General features: G+C 63.9%; 15 protein-coding genes and 1 pseudogene. 6 read left to right on the top strand and 10 right to left on the bottom strand.

Annotated elements, in window-relative coordinates; genetic code table 11:
- From K359_RS0128075 to lptF, 3 genes and pseudogenes are all read right to left on the bottom strand, one after another.
- Window positions 1–305 (bottom strand): annotated as a pseudogene (locus tag K359_RS0128075) (LPS-assembly protein LptD); the annotation flags it as partial.
- A gap of 26 nt (window positions 306–331) precedes the next feature.
- Window positions 332–1,429 (bottom strand): LPS export ABC transporter permease LptG, encoded by a 1,098-nt coding sequence (lptG, locus tag K359_RS0128070; RefSeq protein ID WP_029082294.1) that lies wholly within the window; start codon window positions 1,427–1,429, stop codon window positions 332–334.
- Window positions 1,426–2,592: an LPS export ABC transporter permease LptF gene (gene lptF / locus K359_RS0128065; RefSeq protein WP_029082293.1), complete on the bottom strand. Its 1,167-nt coding sequence runs from the start codon at window positions 2,590–2,592 to the stop codon at window positions 1,426–1,428. The genes lptG and lptF overlap by 4 nt, the downstream gene beginning before the upstream one ends.
- A gap of 359 nt (window positions 2,593–2,951) precedes the next feature.
- On the opposite strand from lptF, the gene K359_RS0128060 reads away from it, so the two are divergent.
- The 3 genes from K359_RS0128060 (at window position 2,952) to K359_RS0128050 (ending at window position 5,591) form a co-directional block, all read left to right on the top strand.
- On the top strand, window positions 2,952–4,451 hold the full coding sequence (locus K359_RS0128060; RefSeq protein WP_029082292.1) for a leucyl aminopeptidase: 1,500 nt from the start codon (window positions 2,952–2,954) through the stop codon (window positions 4,449–4,451).
- Between the two features lie 15 nt (window positions 4,452–4,466).
- On the top strand, window positions 4,467–4,916 hold the full coding sequence (locus K359_RS0128055; protein ID WP_029082291.1) for a DNA polymerase III subunit chi: 450 nt from the start codon (window positions 4,467–4,469) through the stop codon (window positions 4,914–4,916).
- Window positions 4,917–5,030: 114 nt separating this feature from the next.
- Window positions 5,031–5,591 (top strand): hypothetical protein, encoded by a 561-nt coding sequence (locus K359_RS0128050; RefSeq protein ID WP_156928694.1) that lies wholly within the window; start codon window positions 5,031–5,033, stop codon window positions 5,589–5,591.
- Between the two features lie 239 nt (window positions 5,592–5,830).
- Here the strand turns inward: K359_RS0128050 and K359_RS0128045 are convergent, their stop codons facing one another.
- The 3 genes from K359_RS0128045 to K359_RS0128035 all read right to left on the bottom strand — a co-directional run bounded on the left by K359_RS0128045 (window position 5,831) and on the right by K359_RS0128035 (window position 8,455).
- Window positions 5,831–7,693, bottom strand: a complete 1,863-nt coding sequence (locus K359_RS0128045) for an ABC-F family ATP-binding cassette domain-containing protein (protein WP_029082289.1) — start codon at window positions 7,691–7,693, stop codon at window positions 5,831–5,833.
- A 118-nt stretch (window positions 7,694–7,811) separates the two neighbouring features.
- Complete coding sequence (locus K359_RS63435; RefSeq protein ID WP_165123390.1) at window positions 7,812–7,982, bottom strand: hypothetical protein; 171 nt, start codon at window positions 7,980–7,982, stop codon at window positions 7,812–7,814.
- Window positions 7,983–8,191: 209 nt separating this feature from the next.
- Window positions 8,192–8,455: a hypothetical protein gene (locus K359_RS0128035; RefSeq protein WP_029082288.1), complete on the bottom strand. Its 264-nt coding sequence runs from the start codon at window positions 8,453–8,455 to the stop codon at window positions 8,192–8,194.
- 343 nt (window positions 8,456–8,798) lie between these two features.
- Here K359_RS0128035 and ndk point away from each other — a divergent pair, with 343 nt between their 5' ends.
- From ndk to K359_RS0128020, 3 genes are all read left to right on the top strand, one after another.
- A complete protein-coding gene (ndk, locus tag K359_RS0128030; RefSeq protein WP_029082287.1) occupies window positions 8,799–9,221 on the top strand; it encodes a nucleoside-diphosphate kinase in 423 nt (140 codons plus the stop codon).
- Window positions 9,222–9,332: 111 nt separating this feature from the next.
- Window positions 9,333–10,172, top strand: coding sequence for a TerC family protein (locus K359_RS0128025; RefSeq protein ID WP_029082286.1), 840 nt, complete (start codon window positions 9,333–9,335; stop codon window positions 10,170–10,172).
- A gap of 466 nt (window positions 10,173–10,638) precedes the next feature.
- Window positions 10,639–12,417, top strand: a complete 1,779-nt coding sequence (locus K359_RS0128020) for a radical SAM protein (RefSeq protein ID WP_029082285.1) — start codon at window positions 10,639–10,641, stop codon at window positions 12,415–12,417.
- Between the two features lie 14 nt (window positions 12,418–12,431).
- Here the strand turns inward: K359_RS0128020 and ppx are convergent, their stop codons facing one another.
- The 4 genes from ppx to K359_RS0128000 all read right to left on the bottom strand — a co-directional run bounded on the left by ppx (window position 12,432) and on the right by K359_RS0128000 (window position 17,598).
- The gene (gene ppx, locus K359_RS0128015) at window positions 12,432–13,934 is read right to left on the bottom strand and encodes an exopolyphosphatase (RefSeq protein WP_029082284.1); all 1,503 of its coding nucleotides are present in this window, start codon (window positions 13,932–13,934) and stop codon (window positions 12,432–12,434) included.
- 12 nt (window positions 13,935–13,946) lie between these two features.
- A complete protein-coding gene (locus K359_RS0128010) occupies window positions 13,947–16,151 on the bottom strand; it encodes an RNA degradosome polyphosphate kinase (protein WP_029082283.1) in 2,205 nt (734 codons plus the stop codon).
- Window positions 16,152–16,283: 132 nt separating this feature from the next.
- Window positions 16,284–16,961: a DnaA ATPase domain-containing protein gene (locus K359_RS0128005; protein WP_029082282.1), complete on the bottom strand. Its 678-nt coding sequence runs from the start codon at window positions 16,959–16,961 to the stop codon at window positions 16,284–16,286.
- A 94-nt stretch (window positions 16,962–17,055) separates the two neighbouring features.
- Window positions 17,056–17,598, bottom strand: coding sequence for a CDP-alcohol phosphatidyltransferase family protein (locus K359_RS0128000; protein ID WP_028332358.1), 543 nt, complete (start codon window positions 17,596–17,598; stop codon window positions 17,056–17,058).
- Between the last annotated feature and the right edge of the window lie 100 nt (window positions 17,599–17,698).

The following is a 17,698-nucleotide window of genomic DNA, read 5'->3' as shown; positions in this document are numbered from 1 at the left end:
ACGCTGGTGCCGTTGTAGAACATCTGCACGTTGCCGACGGCCGAGATGCGGCTGTTGTTGTAGTCGTAATCGACCTCGGTCGCCTGAACGAGCATCTGCCCGTCGTTCTTGGCCGGCGGGCGGGTCGGCTTCGGCGGACGCGGATTGTAGGTGAAGGACTGCGCGTGCGCCGGCGTCGCCACGACGATGTCGAGCGCGCTGACCACGACGAGCGCGGTGAGGAGGGCGGAGATCGAGGCGCCAAAAGCGGCCACGCGGCTCCGTTGACGGCGCAGGGCACTGCGCCGCCCGAATGCAGGCGACATCAACTGGCGGGCGGCGACTGTAGCCACTACCCGTCCTCCTGGTACAGCAAGGCTAAGAAGCCGGTGAGGCTACCCACAACGACAGGCAACCACGCCGCAGCGATGGGATGCATCAACTCAGCCTTGCTCAAATCTTCAGTTACTTTCGACAGAACGTAGAGCAGAAAGCCTGCGCCCACGCCACTCAAAACCATCTTCTGCACGCCGCCCATCCGGAAGAAACGAAGGCTCACAGAAGCCGCCAACATCACCATCGCAGCCAGCAAAAATGGCTGCGCGATGAGCTTTTGATACTGCAAGCGATAGCCCGCCGTCGCGAACCCCGAACTCTCCGACGAACGGATGTAGGTCGGCAGTTGCCAAAAGGACACAGTTTCGGGGGTGGAGAAACTGTTGCGCACCTGTGCCGGAGTAAGGGTGGTGGTCAGGTAGAAGGTGTCCTGGTCCTGCGGAGGCTTGTCGAGGGTGTATCTGCGTACGCCCTTGAACACCCAGCGCCCTTCTTCGAGCGCCGCTTCGCGGGCTTCGATTCGCTCCTTGAACTGCAGCGCCGTATCGAATCGAAACACGGTGAGGCCGGTCAGCCGGACGCCCTGCTGCTCGCTGCGGGCCGCATTGATGATCGCCTGACCCTCATCGTTGATCTGGTTCAGCCAGAAGCCGGCCGCATCCTGGATGCCGCCGCCCGGCGCCGAGCCGAACAGCTCGGCCTCCATGCGTTTGGACAGCTCGCGCAGATTGGCCGACACCGGATTGTAGGCCGTGGTCGCGAAGACGCCGAGCACGATCGCACTGACCAGCGCCGGCGAGATGAATTGCCAGGCCGACACGCCGGCGGCGCGCGCCACGACGAGCTCCAGCCGCCGCGACAAAGCGAGATAGCAGGTCATCGCGCCGATCAGCACGCAGAACGGCATCAGCTTCTCGAGCAGTTGCGGCACGCGAAACAGCGAGGTCTCCGCGACCGTGATCGCGGAGGCCCCGACGAGGCCCGACGTCTTGCGCACCATCTCGATGTAGTCGACCAGCACGAGCAGCACGAAGATGCCCGCGAACACGCCCACCGCCGCGACGACGAAGCGGCCGGCGAAGTAACGTCCGAGCGTGTTTGTCACTATGCTCATGCGGTTGCCGGCCTCCCGAAGAGGCGCGCAATGCGCTCGTTGTTCCTGTTGATCGCTTCCATCAGCGCCGCCGGCGGCTCGACGACCACACCGCCGACGATCATCCAGATGCCGATGGCGATGCCGCCGAACAGCATCAGATACTGCACCAGCGCCGCCAGCGGCGACTTCACCGCCACGACGGAGCAGGCGAATCCGACCATGCGCAGCCCGAACACCGCGAACACCGAGCCGCCGATCGAGAAATTGCGGCTTTGGCGCGTGGTGCGCGGCGCACCGAGGAAGGCAAAGGTGAGGGCAGCGAATGCGAACGGATAGATCGGCGCCATGAAGCGATCATGCAGCTCGGCGAAGAACTGGCCCGACAGCTGTTGATAGGTCTGATCGTTCTCGTCCGGCCACATCAGTTCCCAGAGGTAACGTTCGCGAATCCCGAGCGTGACGTCGCGGCCCTGCGAGAATTTCGACATGTCGAAGGCGTAGCGCTGAAACACCACCAGCGTCGGATCGCGCTTGCCGACTTCGAATCGCTCAAGATTGCCGTCCTCCAGCACGAGATACGAGCCGCTCTCGTTCTTCAGCACGGTGCCGTGGTCGGCGACGATGGTGACGCGCTGCTGCGGATCGCGGCGGTCGTCGACGAAGACGCCGCCGAGCACGCCGCCGGGCAGGCGCTCGCGGATGCGAATCGTCAGATTCTGGTCGAGCTGGGCAAAGCGGCCGGGCTGCAGGATGTTGGTCAGCACGTCGGCGGTGATCTCGGCATCCCACTGCTTGATTCGGCGCATGCCGTCGGGGGCGAGATAGGCGCCGATGAAGGCGACCAGCGCCGCGACCACGCAGGTGGCAAAGAAGAACGGCCGGAACAGCCGGAACGGCGAGAAGCCCGCCGCGTTCATCACGATGATTTCGGAATCGGTCGCGAGCTTGTTCAGCGTGTGGGAGATCGCGATCATCAGCGCGATCGGGGCGATGATCAGGACCAGGGCCGGGATCACGAGACCGGTGATGCCGAGGAAGGTCAGGATGGTCTGACCCTGGCTCGTCATCAGGTCGATGCCGCGCAACGCCTGCGTAATCCAGATCACGCCGGTGAGGCTGACCAGGACAAGCGCAAACGACGCCAGCGTCGTCTTGAAGATGTACTTGTCGATCGACCCCATCGCTACCGCACGACCCCCAACGACCCCCTTCGCACACCAAAACGCACGGCTTTCGACCAATCCCGTCAACCCGGGTTCCCCTTTGGTCGAGCCGCGGACCCGTCCGGCTCACACTCTCACTACCATCCCTTTGATCCATCAACAAAATGGCCGAGCCAAGGCGCGCTTAATTTATGGTTAATTATTCGCTTTTGTGACCTTCCGGCCACTCCGGCGCTTGGCAGCAGCGCGGCCGACAGGTCATAGTGTGTCACAAGCTCGGTCCGGGGCATTCCGGACCGCTATCGCAATGCTCACCCCGCGTGCCGGAAGGACCGCCTCAGGTCCGAGCAACACCCTGAGTTCTGGAGGATTTTCCTATGTCCGACGCCGTCAAGGTCGGCTTTGTCCCATTCTCCGCGTCTGCTCGCGGCATTCTGGTGGTCTTTTGCGACGAGCAGTTGAAGCTGGGAGCCGCCACCCGGAAGGCGCTGGGAGCTGCCGCCGAGACGGTGAAGCGGGCCGCGGCCGCCAACCAGTTCAAGGGCAAGAGCGGGGCAACCCTCGACATCCTGGCGCCGGAGGGAATCAAGGTCGAGCGGCTGATCGTGATCGGCACCGGCACGCCGGCCGACCTCAAGGAGAAGGATTTTCTCAAATTCGGCGGTGTGGCGGCCGGCAAGCTGAACGCCGGCAGCGCTGCGATGACCGTCTTCGCCGAACTGCCCGATGCCGCGATGGCGGCTGGCCAGGCGGCGGCGATCGCCACCGGCATCCGCCTGCGCGCTTACAAGTTCGACCGCTACAAGACCAGGAAGAAGGACGAGGACGGCGCCGTGCGGGCCGACGTCTCGATTGCGGTCGACGATGTTGCTGCCGCCAAGAAGGCCTTCGCGCCCGAGGCCTCCATTGTCGACGGCGTGAACCTGGCGCGTGAGCTCGTCAACGAGCCGCCGAACGTACTGTACCCCGAAGAGTTCGCGCGTCGCGCAAGCCAGCTTCGCAAGCTCGGGGTCAGTGTCGAGGTGCTCGACGTCAAGGCGATGACCAAGCTCGGCATGGGCGCGCTGCTCGGCGTCGCGCAGGGATCGGCGCGGCCCGGTCGCACCGTGATCATGCGCTGGAACGGCGGCAAGAAGAGCGAGGCGCCGGTCGCGTTCGTCGGCAAGGGCGTCTGCTTCGACACCGGCGGCATCTCCATCAAGTCGGCCGGCGGCATGGAGGATATGAAGGGTGACATGGGCGGCGCAGCCTGCGTGGTCGGGCTGATGCACGCGCTCGCCGTGCGCAAGGCCCGCGTCAACGCGGTCGGCGCCATCGGCCTCGTCGAGAACATGCCCGACGGCAATGCCCAGCGTCCCGGCGACATCGTCACCTCGATGTCGGGCCAGACCATCGAAATCATCAACACCGACGCCGAGGGGCGCCTCGTGCTCGCCGACGTGCTCTGGTACGTCGCCAAAAAGTTCAAGCCGAAATTCATGGTCGATCTTGCAACGCTGACCGGCGCCATCATGGTCGCGCTCGGCACCGACCACGCCGGCATGTTCTCCAACAATGACGAACTCGCCGAACGGCTGGCCAAGGTCGGGCTGGAGACCGGCGAGAAAGTGTGGCGCATGCCGCTCGGTCCCGAATACGACAAGCAGATCGACTCGCAATTCGCCGACATGAAGAACACCGGCGGGCGCAATGGCGGCTCGATCACGGCCGCGCAATTCCTGCAGCGTTTCGTCGACGGCACGCCCTGGGCCCATCTCGACATCGCCGGCACCGCGATGGGCGCGCCGAAGACGGAGATCAATCAGAGCTGGGGTTCTGGTTATGGCGTCCGGCTGCTCGAGCGGCTGGTCTCCGAGTATTATGAGGCCAAGAAATAGAGTGTCGGCCGCCGCATGACCGAGGTTCTGTTCTACCATCTGCAGAACATGACGCTGGAAAGCGTGCTGCCGCCGCTGCTCGAGAAGTCACTCGAGCGCGGCTGGCGCGTGGTCGTGCAATCGACGTCGCAGGAACGCGCCGAGACGCTCGACGCGCATCTGTGGACCTACAGCGACGATTCGTTCCTGCCGCACGCGACCTCGCGCGTGGCCGACGCGCAGGACCAGCCGATCATCCTGTCGATCGAGGAGGGCAATCCGAACCGGGCCAATGTCCGCTTCCTGGTCGACAACGCGGCGCTCCCGGCCGACTGCGACAGCTACGAGCGGGTGGTGCTCGTGTTCAACGGCGACGACCCCGACGCGCTGGCTTCGGCCAGGGAAAGCTGGACCGCTTGCAAAGCCCGCGGCTTCGAGGTCACCTATTGGCAGACCGACGAGCGGGGACGCTGGCAGCGCCAATAGCGATATCGACGAATTAATGATAATTCGAGGTTTCCTTCGAGTTTCCCGGGGCGGGCCACGGTCATGCCGCAAAGTGATGTTCGGACAAGCCCTTAGGTAAAGGGGTCAGGAGCCTTGTCGATCGTGCGAGACGGAACATTCAGTCGGAAGTCGCTGCTGGCCTTGCTGGTGCTTGCGCCGGGTCTTGCCGGCTGCTCGAGCGGATCCGACATTTTTTCGCGCGACGCGGATTGGTTCTCGCGTCCCGGACGGGTGTTCATTCGCAACATCTCGATCGAATCGCCGCCGCTTACGCCGGACAAGCCCGTGACCAACGACGATCTCGTCAGTGCTGACGGAGGCTGTCCGGGCATGGCGCCGCCGGCCGGTGCCGCCGGTGCGAACGCGTTGGCCGACGGGGCTGCCGCGGCACCGCCGCCGCAGCCGACGGGCGGCAGCGTCGCGCTTGGTCACACCGAATGCGACGTCGTGCGCGGCATCGGTGCCCCCGACAGTGTGAACTTGTCGAGCGGGCCGGGCGGCGGGCGCGTCGCAGTCGTGACCTGGTCGCGCGGTGCGCGCGCCGGTATCTATACGTTCAGCTCAGGGCGTCTGACGTCGGTCGAGCGTGGCCCGGATCCCGCGCCGGAGCCGAAGGCAGTCAAGCCGAAGAAGAAAAAGACCGCGCACAGCTAGAGCATTTTTGCCGCAGCGGCAGGTCGACGCCTGCATGCGCGGGCATAACACCGGTAAGAATGAGAGCCCAGGCTCCCTCCGCACGTCGTCCCTGCGAAAGCAGGGACCCATACTCCGCGGCGGATGTGGTTAAGGGGACTCGTCGTTCGACGATCGCGCAACAATGACCATCTGTGGTTATGGGTCCCTGCTTTCGCAGGGACGACACCGGATATGTGGCTCCGCCCGGCGGATCAAATCTAGTTCGCGGCCTCGTCAAGTTCGGCGCTGGCTTCCAGCCACTCTTCCTCGGCGCGCTGCAATGCGGTTTCCGCGCCGGCACGCGCCTTGGTCAGCTGTGCGGCCTGTTTGGGATCGCGCGTGAAAATATCGGGCAGCGCCAGCGCGGTATCGATCTTGCCAATGATGCCGTTGATGCGCTCGATTTCGGCCTCGGCCTGCGTGATCCGTTGCCTCGGTGAAGAGCGCTTGTCATTGCGGTTGCGTTCGGGCCGTGCCGGCTCCTTGACGCGCTCGCGTGATGCCGGGCGGCCGTCATTGGCCGACAGGATCATGCGTCGATAGTCGTCGAGATCGCCGTCGTAGGTGGTCACGGTCTGGTTGGCCACGACCCACAACCGGTCCGCGCAGGCCTCGATCAGATAGCGATCGTGCGAGACCATCATCACGGCGCCGGGGAAGTCGTTGATCGCTTCCGCCAGCGCGGCGCGGCTGTCGATATCGAGATGGTTGGTCGGCTCGTCCAGGATGATCATGTTCGGGCCGTAGAACGTCGCGAGCCCAAGCAGCAGCCGCGCCTTCTCGCCGCCCGACAGGCTCCTCACCAGCGTGTCGCCGGCCTTGCCGGAGAAGCCGATCGCGCCGACGCGGCCGCGCACCTTGCTCTCCGGCGCTTCGGGCATCAGCTTGCGGATGTGATCATAGGGCGAGCCGTCGAGATTGAGTTCGTCGACCTGATGCTGGGCGAAATAGCCGACCGACAGCTTGTCCGCCTTGGTGATTCTCCCCGAGAACGGCGCGAGCTTGCCCGCCAGCAGCTTGACCAGCGTCGACTTGCCGTTGCCGTTGGAGCCGAGCAGCGCGATGCGGTCATCGGTGTCGACGCGCAGCGTCACGCGATTGAGCACCGGCTTGCCGGGCTCGTAGCCGACCGAGACGTCATCGACGGCGATGATCGGCGGCGACAGCAGCTTCTCCGGCGCCGGAAACGAGATCTCGCGAACATCCTGGGTCACCAGCGCGGTGATCGGCTTCATCCGCTCCAGCATCTTGACGCGCGACTGCGCCTGCCGCGCCTTCGAGGCCTTGGCCTTGAAGCGGTCGACGAAATCCTGCAGGCGCTTGCGCTCGTCGGCCTGGCGCTTGGCGTGCTTGGCGTCGAGCAATTCGCGCGAGGCGCGCTGCTCCTCGAACGAGGAATAGGTGCCCTTGTAGAGCGTCAGCTTGCCGCGATCGAGGTGCAGGATCTGATCGACCGAGGTGTCCAGCAGATCGCGGTCGTGGCTGATTACGATTACGGTGCGCGGATAGGTGGCGAGGTGGTTCTCCAGCCACAACGTGCCTTCGAGATCGAGATAGTTGGTCGGTTCGTCCAGCAGCAGCAGATCGGGCGCGGAGAACAGCGTCGCCGCCAGCGCCACGCGCATGCGCCAGCCGCCGGAAAATTCCGCGCATGGCCGTGCCTGGTCGGCTGTCGAGAAGCCTAGGCCGGAGAGGATCGCCGCGGCACGGGCAGGAGCCGAATGGGCGTCGATGTCGACCAGCCGGGTCTGGATATCGGCAATCCGATGCGGATCGTGCGCAGTCTCCGCCTCGCGCAGCAGCGCGTCGCGTTCGAGATCGGCCTTCAGCACGACATTGATCAGGCTTTCGGGGCCGTCGGGCGCTTCCTGCGCGAGGCTGCCGATCCGCCAGCGCGGCGGCAGCGCAATGCTGCCGCTCTCGACCGGAAGGTCACCGCGGATGGCATGAAACAGCGTCGACTTGCCGACGCCGTTGCGGCCGACAAATCCGACCCGTGCGCCGGGCACAATCTGCACAGAACTGTGATCGATCAACAGCCGTCCGGCGATCCGGACCGAGATGTCAGTGATGGAGAGCATGCAGCGTTGTCACCGGACCCGCTGCCAAACGCAACCCATCTGTTCGTAAAATCTCTTCGTAAAGTCTCTTTGGAGCTGTTGGAAAAGCGCAACTGGGCTGCTGGACAGCCCACAACATCTAATGCTGATCGTTTTCCCGTCGACGCATCTCGTCGAGCAATCGCTGCAGGCGGGACGAAAGCGCCGGCTCCGGCCGGATATTCTGTCGAAGCCGTTCACCCACGGCATCGCAGATGTAACGGCAGGTCTTGTGATCGATTTGATCTGGATCGTTGTCGATCTGGGTCATTGGCACGTCTTTCGGCGAGTTCCACCTCGCGTGTTGGAGTCAATTCTCGCCATAACAAGTCGCGACCCCGAATTTGGTTTCCGTCCAGCCTTGCTCTCGCCTGGAAGTAGTGCGGAGCGTCACAGTGGTGCGGGTTCCCGTAGACGTGAAAAAGCCCCGGCGCAGGGCCGGGGCTGAGACAAGTCAGGGGAGCATAGGGGGAAGTCAGATCAGTAGCAGCGGTTGACCAGGCGCCTGCGCGGACCCCACGGGGTCGGCACCACGCGGCGGACATAGCAGCCGCCACCGTAGCCATATCCGCCGTAGTAGGCGGGACCTCCGACGATGACGCGCGGGCCGCCCCACCAGCCGTGATGCCATCCACCGTGCCAGCCGCCATGCCAACCACCCCAGGCCGAGGCGGAGGTCGGGGCGAGCGCCGCGGCACCGAGCGAAATCGCGGCGACTGCGGCAAGCGAAATTTTGCGTAACATGATCGTCTCCTCGAGGTATGGGCGCGTTGCGCCCGCGGTGACATCGTTTCCCGAGACGTCCTGTGAGGCTTGCGGGTGGGCCGGCAAGGCGTCCGATCGATGGAGAGCCTAGGCGGGGTGAGCTGAACGACAGCGGCACGGCGCTGACAGGATGGGTTCACTTAGGTGAAATCGCGGTAAGTCGGCTGACCCAGCATTTGTCCGGGGACCGCCCGGACGACGGTTTTTGTCGTGAAAATGCATCAAAACTAAAGGCTAACGCGTCACAGGGGCGCTTGCCGTTACCCCATCGCGCCGATATAAGCCCCGGCAACTCCCAGCCACCGTTTACAAGGACGAAATCATGGCGATTGAACGCACCTTTTCGATCATCAAGCCCGACGCCACCGAGCGCAACCTGACCGGCGCGGTCAATGCGGTGATCGAGAAGGCGGGCCTGCGGGTCGTGGCGCAGAAGCGCATCCGCATGACCCGCGGCCAGGCCGAGACCTTCTACGCCGTTCACAAGGCGCGCCCGTTCTTCGGCGAGCTGGTCGACTTCATGACCTCGGGCCCGGTGGTGGTTCAGGTGCTGGAAGGCGAGGGCGCGATCCCCAAATATCGCGACGTGATGGGCGCGACCGATCCGTCGAAGGCCGCCGAAGGCACCATCCGCAAGCTCTATGCGAAGTCGATCGGCGAGAATTCGGTGCACGGTTCGGATGCGCCGGAAACCGCGGTGATCGAGATCGCGCAATTCTTCGCCGGCAACGAGATCGTCGGCTAACGCCGTTTAACTGAAGGTGGCACGGTCCTCTGACGGGACCGTGTCGAACTAAACCGGGGAGCGGCGGACGACCTCCGCCAGGGGCGGCCGCAAGGCCGAATAGGACTCGCTGTGGACTGGCTGTGGCAGATCTTTGATCCCGCGAACATCGGCGCGTTCTTCACCCAGTTCAAGAACGAGATGGCGACGCCGACCTTCTGGGTCGCCGTCGGCAAGATCATCTGGATCAACGTTCTGCTGTCGGGCGACAACGCGCTCGTGATCGCGCTCGCCTGCCGCGGGCTCGCGCCGCGCCAACGGCTGTGGGGTATGATTCTCGGCGCCGCCGCGGCGGTGCTGCTGCGCGTCATCTTCACCGGCATCGTCGCCAGCCTGATGGAGCTTCCCTACCTGAAGCTGGTCGGCGGACTGGCGCTGATCGTGATCGCCGCCAAGCTCTTGGTGCCGGAGCAGGAGGACGAGGACAGCGTGCATGCGGCCTCGCATCTGTGGGCCGCGGTTCAGATCGTTGTCGTCGCCGACATCGTGATGAGCCTCGACAATGTGATCGCGGTAGCCGCCGCCGCCAACGGCAGCGTGCCGCTGCTGGTGCTCGGACTTGCGATCAGCGTTCCCCTGATCGTGGCCGGTGCGGCGTTGATCATGGCGCTGCTCAACAAGCTGCCGGTCCTGGTCTGGGCCGGTGCCGCGCTGCTCGGCTGGATCGCGGGCGACGTCATCGCGACCGATCCGGCGGTGCATCCGAAGCTGGATGCGCTGTTCGCCGGATCGCTCGGCGCCAAGCTCGATTCCTGGCTGGCCGCAGTCGGGATGTCGCCGCAATTCGGCCATGGCGGCAACGGCGGCGAGATCACGCTCGCGGTGCTTGGCATCGTCGTTGTGTTGGTTGCGGGATCGCTCTGGCGCCGCCATGCGGTCCGGAAGGCCAAGCACGCCGCCAAGGCGGTGTGACGGGGCAGAGGCCCTCGAGCGATCGCTTGGTCCGGTCCTCGACGTCGCCCGGTACAGGGCCGCTGGGTGATCCCTGATTTGTAACGGCGCATCTCTGATATCGGATCTGCCCTTAATTCCGCCCGAACTGCATGCGATGCTTCTGGACAGTCCGTTCCTGCGGCTCGCGGCGACGCCCGCGGCATCAAAAGATGACCCGACATCTGGGCCGCCAATCATAACGTCATCCACACCTGCGATGAGTGGAAGAGTTACCTTGCACGGCTGTTTGCCCTGACCGATCGCAACCGCGACGGACATCTCGATCCATCCGAATTCACACTCATCGGTCGGGCTGCAGGGCGAAATGAAAGCTGAAAGCACTGATCAGTAGGCACCGATGCCGGGCGCCGCTGCTGATGTGGATTTCAGCAGATGAGCCGCCGCGGTGTTCAAGTTTCGCACCGCGCCAATCAGGAGACAGTGAGTGCTGCATTCCGATATAGCGGCGAGGCGACGCTTTCAGCTCATCCTGGTCAAGCCGTCTCACTACGATGACGACGGATACGTGATCCGATGGTGGCGCGCCATGACGCCGTCGAATTCGCTGGCGGCCGTGTATGGCATTGCGGCGGATTGCGCCGAACGCCGGGTGCTCGGGCCCGATGTCGATTTTGATATTGAAGCCATCGACGAGACCAATACGCGCATCGACATCCCGGCGCTGCTACGCCGCTTCAGGAGTCACGGCGGGTTCGGATGTGTGGCCCTGATCGGTGTTCAATCGAACCAATATCCGCGCGCCCTCGACATCGCCCGTTCGTTCCGGGCAGCCGGGATTGCGGTTGCCATCGGTGGTTTTCATGTCTCAGGCTGCCTGTCGATGCTGGATGGCCGCGCCGTGGAACTCGACGCTTGCCGGGAGATGGGCGTCGCCATATTCGCGGGTGAAGCCGAAGGGCGTCTTGAATCCGTCATTGCCGACGTAGCCGCGGGACGCCTCGCGCCGCTCTACAACCACATGAAAGAGTTGCCGGGCATGGACGGCGTGCCGGTGCCGTTCCTCCCGAAGCGATATATCGAACGGACGCTTGGCTCCAGCGCCAGTTTCGATGCCGGCCGCGGCTGCCCCTACCAGTGCTCGTTTTGTACCATTATCAACGTGCAAGGCCGCAAATCGCGCTACCGATCGGCCGACGATGTAGAGCACATCGTGCGCCTCAACTGGGCCCAAGGCATTCGAAAATTCTTCATCACCGACGATAACTTTGCGCGCAACAAAGAGTGGGAATCGACCTTCGATCGCCTCATCCAGCTCCGCGAAATGGACGGCATCCCGCTCGGCCTGATGATCCAGGTCGACACGCTATGCCACAAGATCCCCAACTTCATGGAAAAGGCAAAACGCGCCGGAGTAACAAAGGTCTTCATTGGACTTGAAAACATCAACCCCGACAATCTTGCGCTAGCGAAGAAGCGGCAGAACAAGATCACCGAGTATCGAAAGATGCTGCTGGCCTGGAAGGAGCAGGGCATCTTGACCATCGCGGGCTATATCCTGGGCTTTCCAGCCGACACGCCGGAGACAATCAAACGCGACATCGCCATCATCCAGGAAGAACTGCCGATCGACCTTCTCGAGTTCTTTTGTCTGACGCCGCTGCCCGGCTCTGAAGATCACCAGACGCTCTGGAAAAACGGCACAGCCATGGAAGCGGACCTCAACAGCTACGATGTCGAACACGTCTGTACGGCCCATCCCAAGATGAGCAAGCAAGAGTGGCAGGACATCTATCACGAGGCCTGGCAGCTCTATTATACGCCCAAGCACATGAAGGTTCTGCTGCGACGCGCCGCGGCCACCGGCGTTCCGATCGGCAATCTCGCAAAGTACCTACTCACTTTTTCGACGACGGATCGCCTCGAAAAGGTACATCCCCTTCAGGGTGGGATTTTCCGCCTCAAGCATCCGTCCGAGCGGCGACCAGGCTTGCCGCGCGAGAACCCCTGGCTGTTCTGGCTGCGCTTTGGTTGCGAGACGCTCGTGAAGCACAGCGTCCTCACCGTGGCGATCGGACGGTTGTTGATCTGGAAAACGGTCATCGCCTACACCCCGGGGGCCGGCAACTATCTTGACCGCGCGCTCACGCCGGTCAGCGACGACGGCGATGAGACGCTCGACCTTCTCACCAAGACGGCGGGCGCACGCGCTGCGGTCGCTCATTTCAAGAAAATCGCGGGACTGACGGGCACCCAAGTCGCTTGATGCAAGGCCCAAGGTTAGCGCCGCACAATCGAGCCGGAACGCCCGACCAGCCGCGCCAATTGCTTGAAGCGGCTGCCGACACGGTCGGCGACCAGATCCACCATCCGGTGCTCGAACACCAGCATCAACTTGCGGCCTTGCGTGCGGAAATGGGTTGCCGGCAGCACGCCGGTGCGCGCCGCCGTGATCAGATGCGCGACGCGGAACGCGGCGCCGAGCACGCGCGCGCGCTCGTCCATCGCCGGCGTCACCAGCGCGCGGATCTGCGACGGCGGTTCGTTTTCCTCGCTGAGGCCGGCGTAGCGATAGAACACCGAGAGCGCGACGAAGGCGCGCCCCTGATGGGTGATCGAGCCGAAATTGCCGTTCATGATCAGGCTGAGGGTTTCCTCGCCGCGATGATCGGGATGCACGCGCCAGCCGATGTCGGAGAGCAGGCAGGCGACGTGACGCAGCCTGCGGTCTTCCTCGGTCTCGCGCAGCCTGACGACGCGCACCAGCCGGTCGGTCCACGCCGTCAGCTCCTGGGCGTGGCGGGCCGAGCGCGACAGCAGTTCGTTGAGGTTCTGCGCGGCGCAGACCAGCCCGTCCTTGGCGCGCTCGGCCTGCGGCAGCATCTCGTAGAGCAGGCCTTCGCGCACGCCGAAGGTCGAGAACACGATGGTCTTCGGCTGCGCGACGCGGATGATGTATTCGAGCACAAGCGCGGCATAGGCAAGTAGCGGCCGCCGCGCATCGGCGACCGACTCGATGTTGGCCAGCATGTTGGTGGCCGCCAGCCGCCGCAGCCGCTGCGCGAAGTCGAGTGCGTCGGCCGCCGGGATCGAGTAGCCGTGCATCACTTTGAGCGGATAACCGCTCTGGATGATGTGAATGCGCGCCAGCGCACGCCAGGTGCCGCCGACCGCGTAGAAGGTGCGGCCGCGGCCGGTCTTGAGCTGGGCGACGCCGAGCAACTCGTTCTTGACGATGCGCTCCGCGCGCTTGATCGATTTGTCCGAGAGGTCCTGCAGCGCGAGGCTGCCGAGCGGCAGCGTCACGCCGCTGCGCACGCGGTTGCCCTTGACGTCGATCAGTTCGAGCGAGCCGCCGCCGAGATCGCCGACGATGCCGTTCGGATTGTGCACGCCCGACACGACGCCGAGCGCGGACAGTTTCGCTTCACGCGGTCCGGACAGAATCTCGATCTTGGCGCCGCAGATGCGCTCGGCCTTGGCGATGAAGTCCGGACCGTTCTTGGCGTCGCGGCAGGCCGCGGTCGCGATCGCGTAGACGCGGCCGACCTGCTGGATCCTGCACAGTGCGCGAAAGCGGCGCAGCGCGGTGAGCGCCTTGTTGACCGCATCGGTCGCGAGCAGGCCGGTGCTCTGCACCTCGCGGCCGAGCCCGCACAGCGCCTTCTCGTTGAAGATCATGACGAGGCTGCGCGCCATCGCCTCGTAGACCACGAGACGAACCGAGTTCGAGCCGATATCGATCACAGCGACGCTGGAAGCGCGCTTCCGCGGCCGCTTCACAGGAAAGCCCCCTTAAGACGATGGCTGCTGACGCTCGTTGCGACGCGTGAGCCGGCGCGGTGAAGATTCCTTGAGAGACTTACCACGGCCGGACAGACTCGGATTTGTCATGAAGTAGTCATGCAGGTTGAACGGCTCTTCGCCTTTCGCGGCCTTCATACGCGTTGACGACCCGTCCGGCAACAATTGCCAGCTCTGCTCGGTGTCCTTCAGGTTCGCGACCATGATCTGTTCGAGAACCTGCTGATGCACCGTGGGATTTTGCAGCGGACAGAGAACCTCGACGCGGCGGTCGAGGTTCCGCGGCATCATGTCGGCGGACGAGATATACACAGCAGCTTTTGTGCTCGGCAGGCCCTGACCCATGCCGAAGCAATAGATCCGGCCGTGTTCCAGGAACCGGCCGATCACCGATTTGACGCGAATATTCTCCGACAATCCCGGCAGCCCCGGCCGCAGGCAGCAGATGCCGCGCACCACGAGCTCGATCGAGACGCCGGCCTGCGAGGCCTCGTACAGGGCGTCGATGATGTCGGGATCGACCAGCGCGTTCATCTTCATCCAGATCGCGCCGGGCCGGCCATGTTTGACGTGGGCGATCTCGCCGTGGATGTGCTCGATGATCCGCTTGCGCAATGTCAGCGGCGACACCGCCATCTTCTCGATGTCGCTCGGCTCGGCATAGCCGGTGATGTAGTTGAACACCCGCGCGGCGTCGCGGCCGATGATCGGGTCCGACGTGAAGTAGGAGACGTCGGTGTAGATGCGCGCGGTGACCGGATGATAGTTGCCGGTGCCGGTGTGTACATAGGTCGTGAGATTGCCGCCCTCGCGGCGCACCACCATCGACAGCTTGGCGTGCGTCTTCAGTTCGATGAAGCCGTAGACCACCTGCACGCCGGCGCGCTCGAGATCGCGGGCCCAGCGGATATTGGCCTCCTCGTCGAAGCGCGCCTTCAATTCGATCAGCGCGGTCACCGACTTGCCGGCCTCGGCGGCATCCGCCAGCGCGCGCACGATCGGCGAATTGTTCGAGGTACGGTAGAGCGTCTGCTTGATCGCGACCACGTCAGGATCACGCGCCGCTTGCTGCAGGAACTGCACGACGACGTCGAAGGATTCGTAGGGGTGATGGACCACGAGGTCCTTCTGCCGGATAGCGGCGAAGATATCGCCGCCATGATCGCGCACCCGTTCGGGATGGCGCGGCACATAGGGCGGGAATTCGAGGTCGGGGCGATCGAGGCGGGTGAGCTGCGACAGCTCGTTCATCGCGAGCACGCCATCGACCAGGATCACTTCATCGTTCGCTGCCGACAAGGCGTGCTGCACGAAGCTGCGCAGCTCTTCGGGCATCTTGGCTTCGATCTCGAGCCGGATCACCGATCCGCGCCGGCGGCGCTTCAGCGCCGTCTCAAACAGGCGAACGAGGTCTTCGGCTTCTTCCTCGATTTCGAGTTCGGAGTCCCTGATGATGCGGAACGCACCCTGGCCCTTGACGGTGTAGCCGGGGAACAGGCGGCCGATGAACAGACCAGTGGCCTGCTCGAGTGTGATCAGCCGCGCCGGACCGCTTTCCTTCGTGGAGGGAAGGCGGATGAAGCGGTCGATCTTGCCGGGCATGCGGATCAGCGCGTTCATCGCCTTGCCGTCGGAGATCCGCGACAATTGCAGCGCCACGGTGAAGCCGAGGTTCGGGATGAAGGGGAAGGGATGCGCCGGGTCGATCGCCAGCGGCGTCAGCAGCGGGAAGATATTGTGGAGGAAGTGATCCTCGATCCAGGTGCGTTCGGACTTGGTGACGTCGCGGCCATCGACCAGCTGGATGCCGACCTTGGACAGGATATCCCGCAGATCACTCCAGATCGCCTGCTGGTCGGAGGCGAGCTGCGACACGGTCTTGTTGATCATCACGAGCTGCTCGGCCGGCAGCAGGCCGTCCGGGCTGCGCTCGGCAATGCCCTCGCGGACCTGCGCCTTGATGCCGGCAACGCGGACCATGAAGAACTCGTCAAGGTTATTCGCCGAAATCGACAGGAAGCGGACCCGCTCCAGCACGGGATGGCCGGTATTGACCGATTCCTCGAGCACCCGCCGGTTGAAGTGCAGCCAGGAGAGCTCCCGGTTGATGAATCGCTCGGGGCTGGATGCGATCGCGGGGACGGCGGGCAGCTCCGCCTCTTTTTCTTTGATTTCAGTAGCTTGTGCCGAGTCCATCAAGTGCTGGTCCAATTCGGGGCAGGGAGCCGGAGCGGTGTAGCCGAGGGCCGCACAGACCATGTGATATTGCGATGACGTTTCGATGACATTGATGTTCCGCCGGCCTGCGCCGTCAAGCCGCGGGACCCGTCAGGCATCGCGCAACAGCTCCGCCGCCAGCGCCCGCGTTACCGGACGGCCGAGCCGCAGCGCCTCGGTATCCAGGAGCTCGACCGCCTGCCGGACGGCAACGTAGGAGCGCTCGATCCGGTTGCAGAGGTAGCTGACCAGCGGCTCGTCCACGTTCATCTGGCGGTCGGCGCAGAATTTTACGATCAGGCCGCGGAACAGCTGGTCGTCGGGCGGCAGCAGTGTCACCGTCGGCACCGCGCGGAGCCGGGAGCGCAGATCGCGCAATTCGATCTCGAACGCCGACGGCGGAATGCGCGCCGTGATCAGTACAAAGGCGTCGTCCTGGCGCGCGAGATTCATCAGATGGAACATCGCGCGCTCGTCGAAATCCGACGGCCTAAGGTCCTCGACCACCAGCGCGCCGGTCGCAAGCGCGGTCGGCACCGCCTCAGCGGTCAGCGCATGCGCGGCGGTCGAGCGCGCGCCGGCGTTCTCGGCCCAGATCGCGGCGAGGTGGCTCTTGCCGGAGCCGTCCGGTCCCACCAGCAGCATGATTCGGTTCGGCCAGTCGGGCCAGCCGTCGATCAGCGCCAGCGCCGCCTCATTGACGGGCCCCTCAAGGAAATCGTCGCGGGTCAGTTTCTCCTCGTGCGGCAGGGCCAAGGCCAATTGACGAGGTTGAACGCTACCGGCCACGCAAGTCTCCAAACCACTTCATTTTAGCATGATCTCTGCGTAAGCGCTTCGCGTTTGTCGCGGGAAAACCGGCTTCCACTTTTCCGGATCATGCCTACCGAGCTTCGATCGTGCTCATGTGCCGCACCCACTCCACGAGATAGAGGGACACCGAACCCAAAGTAAAGATCGTGACGAGGCCCATCAGGATCAGGTCGTAAGGGTGCGGCTGGAAGCCGAAGCCGAGCGAGGCCAGCACCAAAGCCGCGAACGCGACCTGCGCCACCGTGTTGAGCTTCGACACCATCAGCGGCTTCATCTCGACCGGCTTGTCGAACAACCATGACACAATCACGGCGGAGACGATCATGATGTCGCGCGACACCACCAGAATCACGATCCAGCGCGGCACCGCGCCCCAGATTCCGAGCGCGACATAGATCGACACCAGCAGCGCCTTGTCGGCGAGCGGGTCGAGCAGGGCGCCGAGCTCGCTCGTCATGTTGAAGCGCTTGGCGAGGAAACCGTCGACCGCGTCCGAGACGCCGGCGATCACGAAGATCGCGAACGCGATCTCCATCTGGCTGGACACGATGGCCCAGACGATCACCGGCACCAGGATGATGCGGCCGAGGGTGATGATATTCGGAATGCTCAACTTGAATCGCTTCCCGGCTAGAAGCCTGATTTTACTCGATATCCGGCTCTTTTGCGCAGTGGCCGGATGTTATCTACATAGTATCGCAGCAGCATTGCCG

This window comes from Bradyrhizobium sp. th-b2 (genome assembly GCF_000426785.1).
Classification (GTDB): Bacteria; Pseudomonadota; Alphaproteobacteria; order Rhizobiales; family Xanthobacteraceae; genus Bradyrhizobium; species Bradyrhizobium septentrionale.
Note: the sequence above shows the minus strand (reverse complement) of the source record. Positions and strands in the feature narration are given on the sequence as shown.

What these genes read in the sequence shown, in the direction of transcription:
- K359_RS0128035 (WP_029082288.1), bottom strand. Translation starts at nt 8,455, where the DNA reads ATGTTACGCAAAATTTCGCTTGCCGCAGTCGCCGCGATTTCGCTCGGT.
- lptF (WP_029082293.1), bottom strand. Translation starts at nt 2,592, where the DNA reads ATGGGGTCGATCGACAAGTACATCTTCAAGACGACGCTGGCGTCGTTT.
- K359_RS0128060 (WP_029082292.1), top strand. Translation starts at nt 2,952, where the DNA reads ATGTCCGACGCCGTCAAGGTCGGCTTTGTCCCATTCTCCGCGTCTGCT.
- K359_RS63435 (WP_165123390.1), bottom strand. Translation starts at nt 7,982, where the DNA reads ATGACCCAGATCGACAACGATCCAGATCAAATCGATCACAAGACCTGC.
- ndk (WP_029082287.1), top strand. Translation starts at nt 8,799, where the DNA reads ATGGCGATTGAACGCACCTTTTCGATCATCAAGCCCGACGCCACCGAG.
- K359_RS0128010 (WP_029082283.1), bottom strand. Translation starts at nt 16,151, where the DNA reads ATGGACTCGGCACAAGCTACTGAAATCAAAGAAAAAGAGGCGGAGCTG.
- lptG (WP_029082294.1), bottom strand. Translation starts at nt 1,429, where the DNA reads ATGAGCATAGTGACAAACACGCTCGGACGTTACTTCGCCGGCCGCTTC.
- K359_RS0128045 (WP_029082289.1), bottom strand. Translation starts at nt 7,693, where the DNA reads ATGCTCTCCATCACTGACATCTCGGTCCGGATCGCCGGACGGCTGTTG.
- K359_RS0128055 (WP_029082291.1), top strand. Translation starts at nt 4,467, where the DNA reads ATGACCGAGGTTCTGTTCTACCATCTGCAGAACATGACGCTGGAAAGC.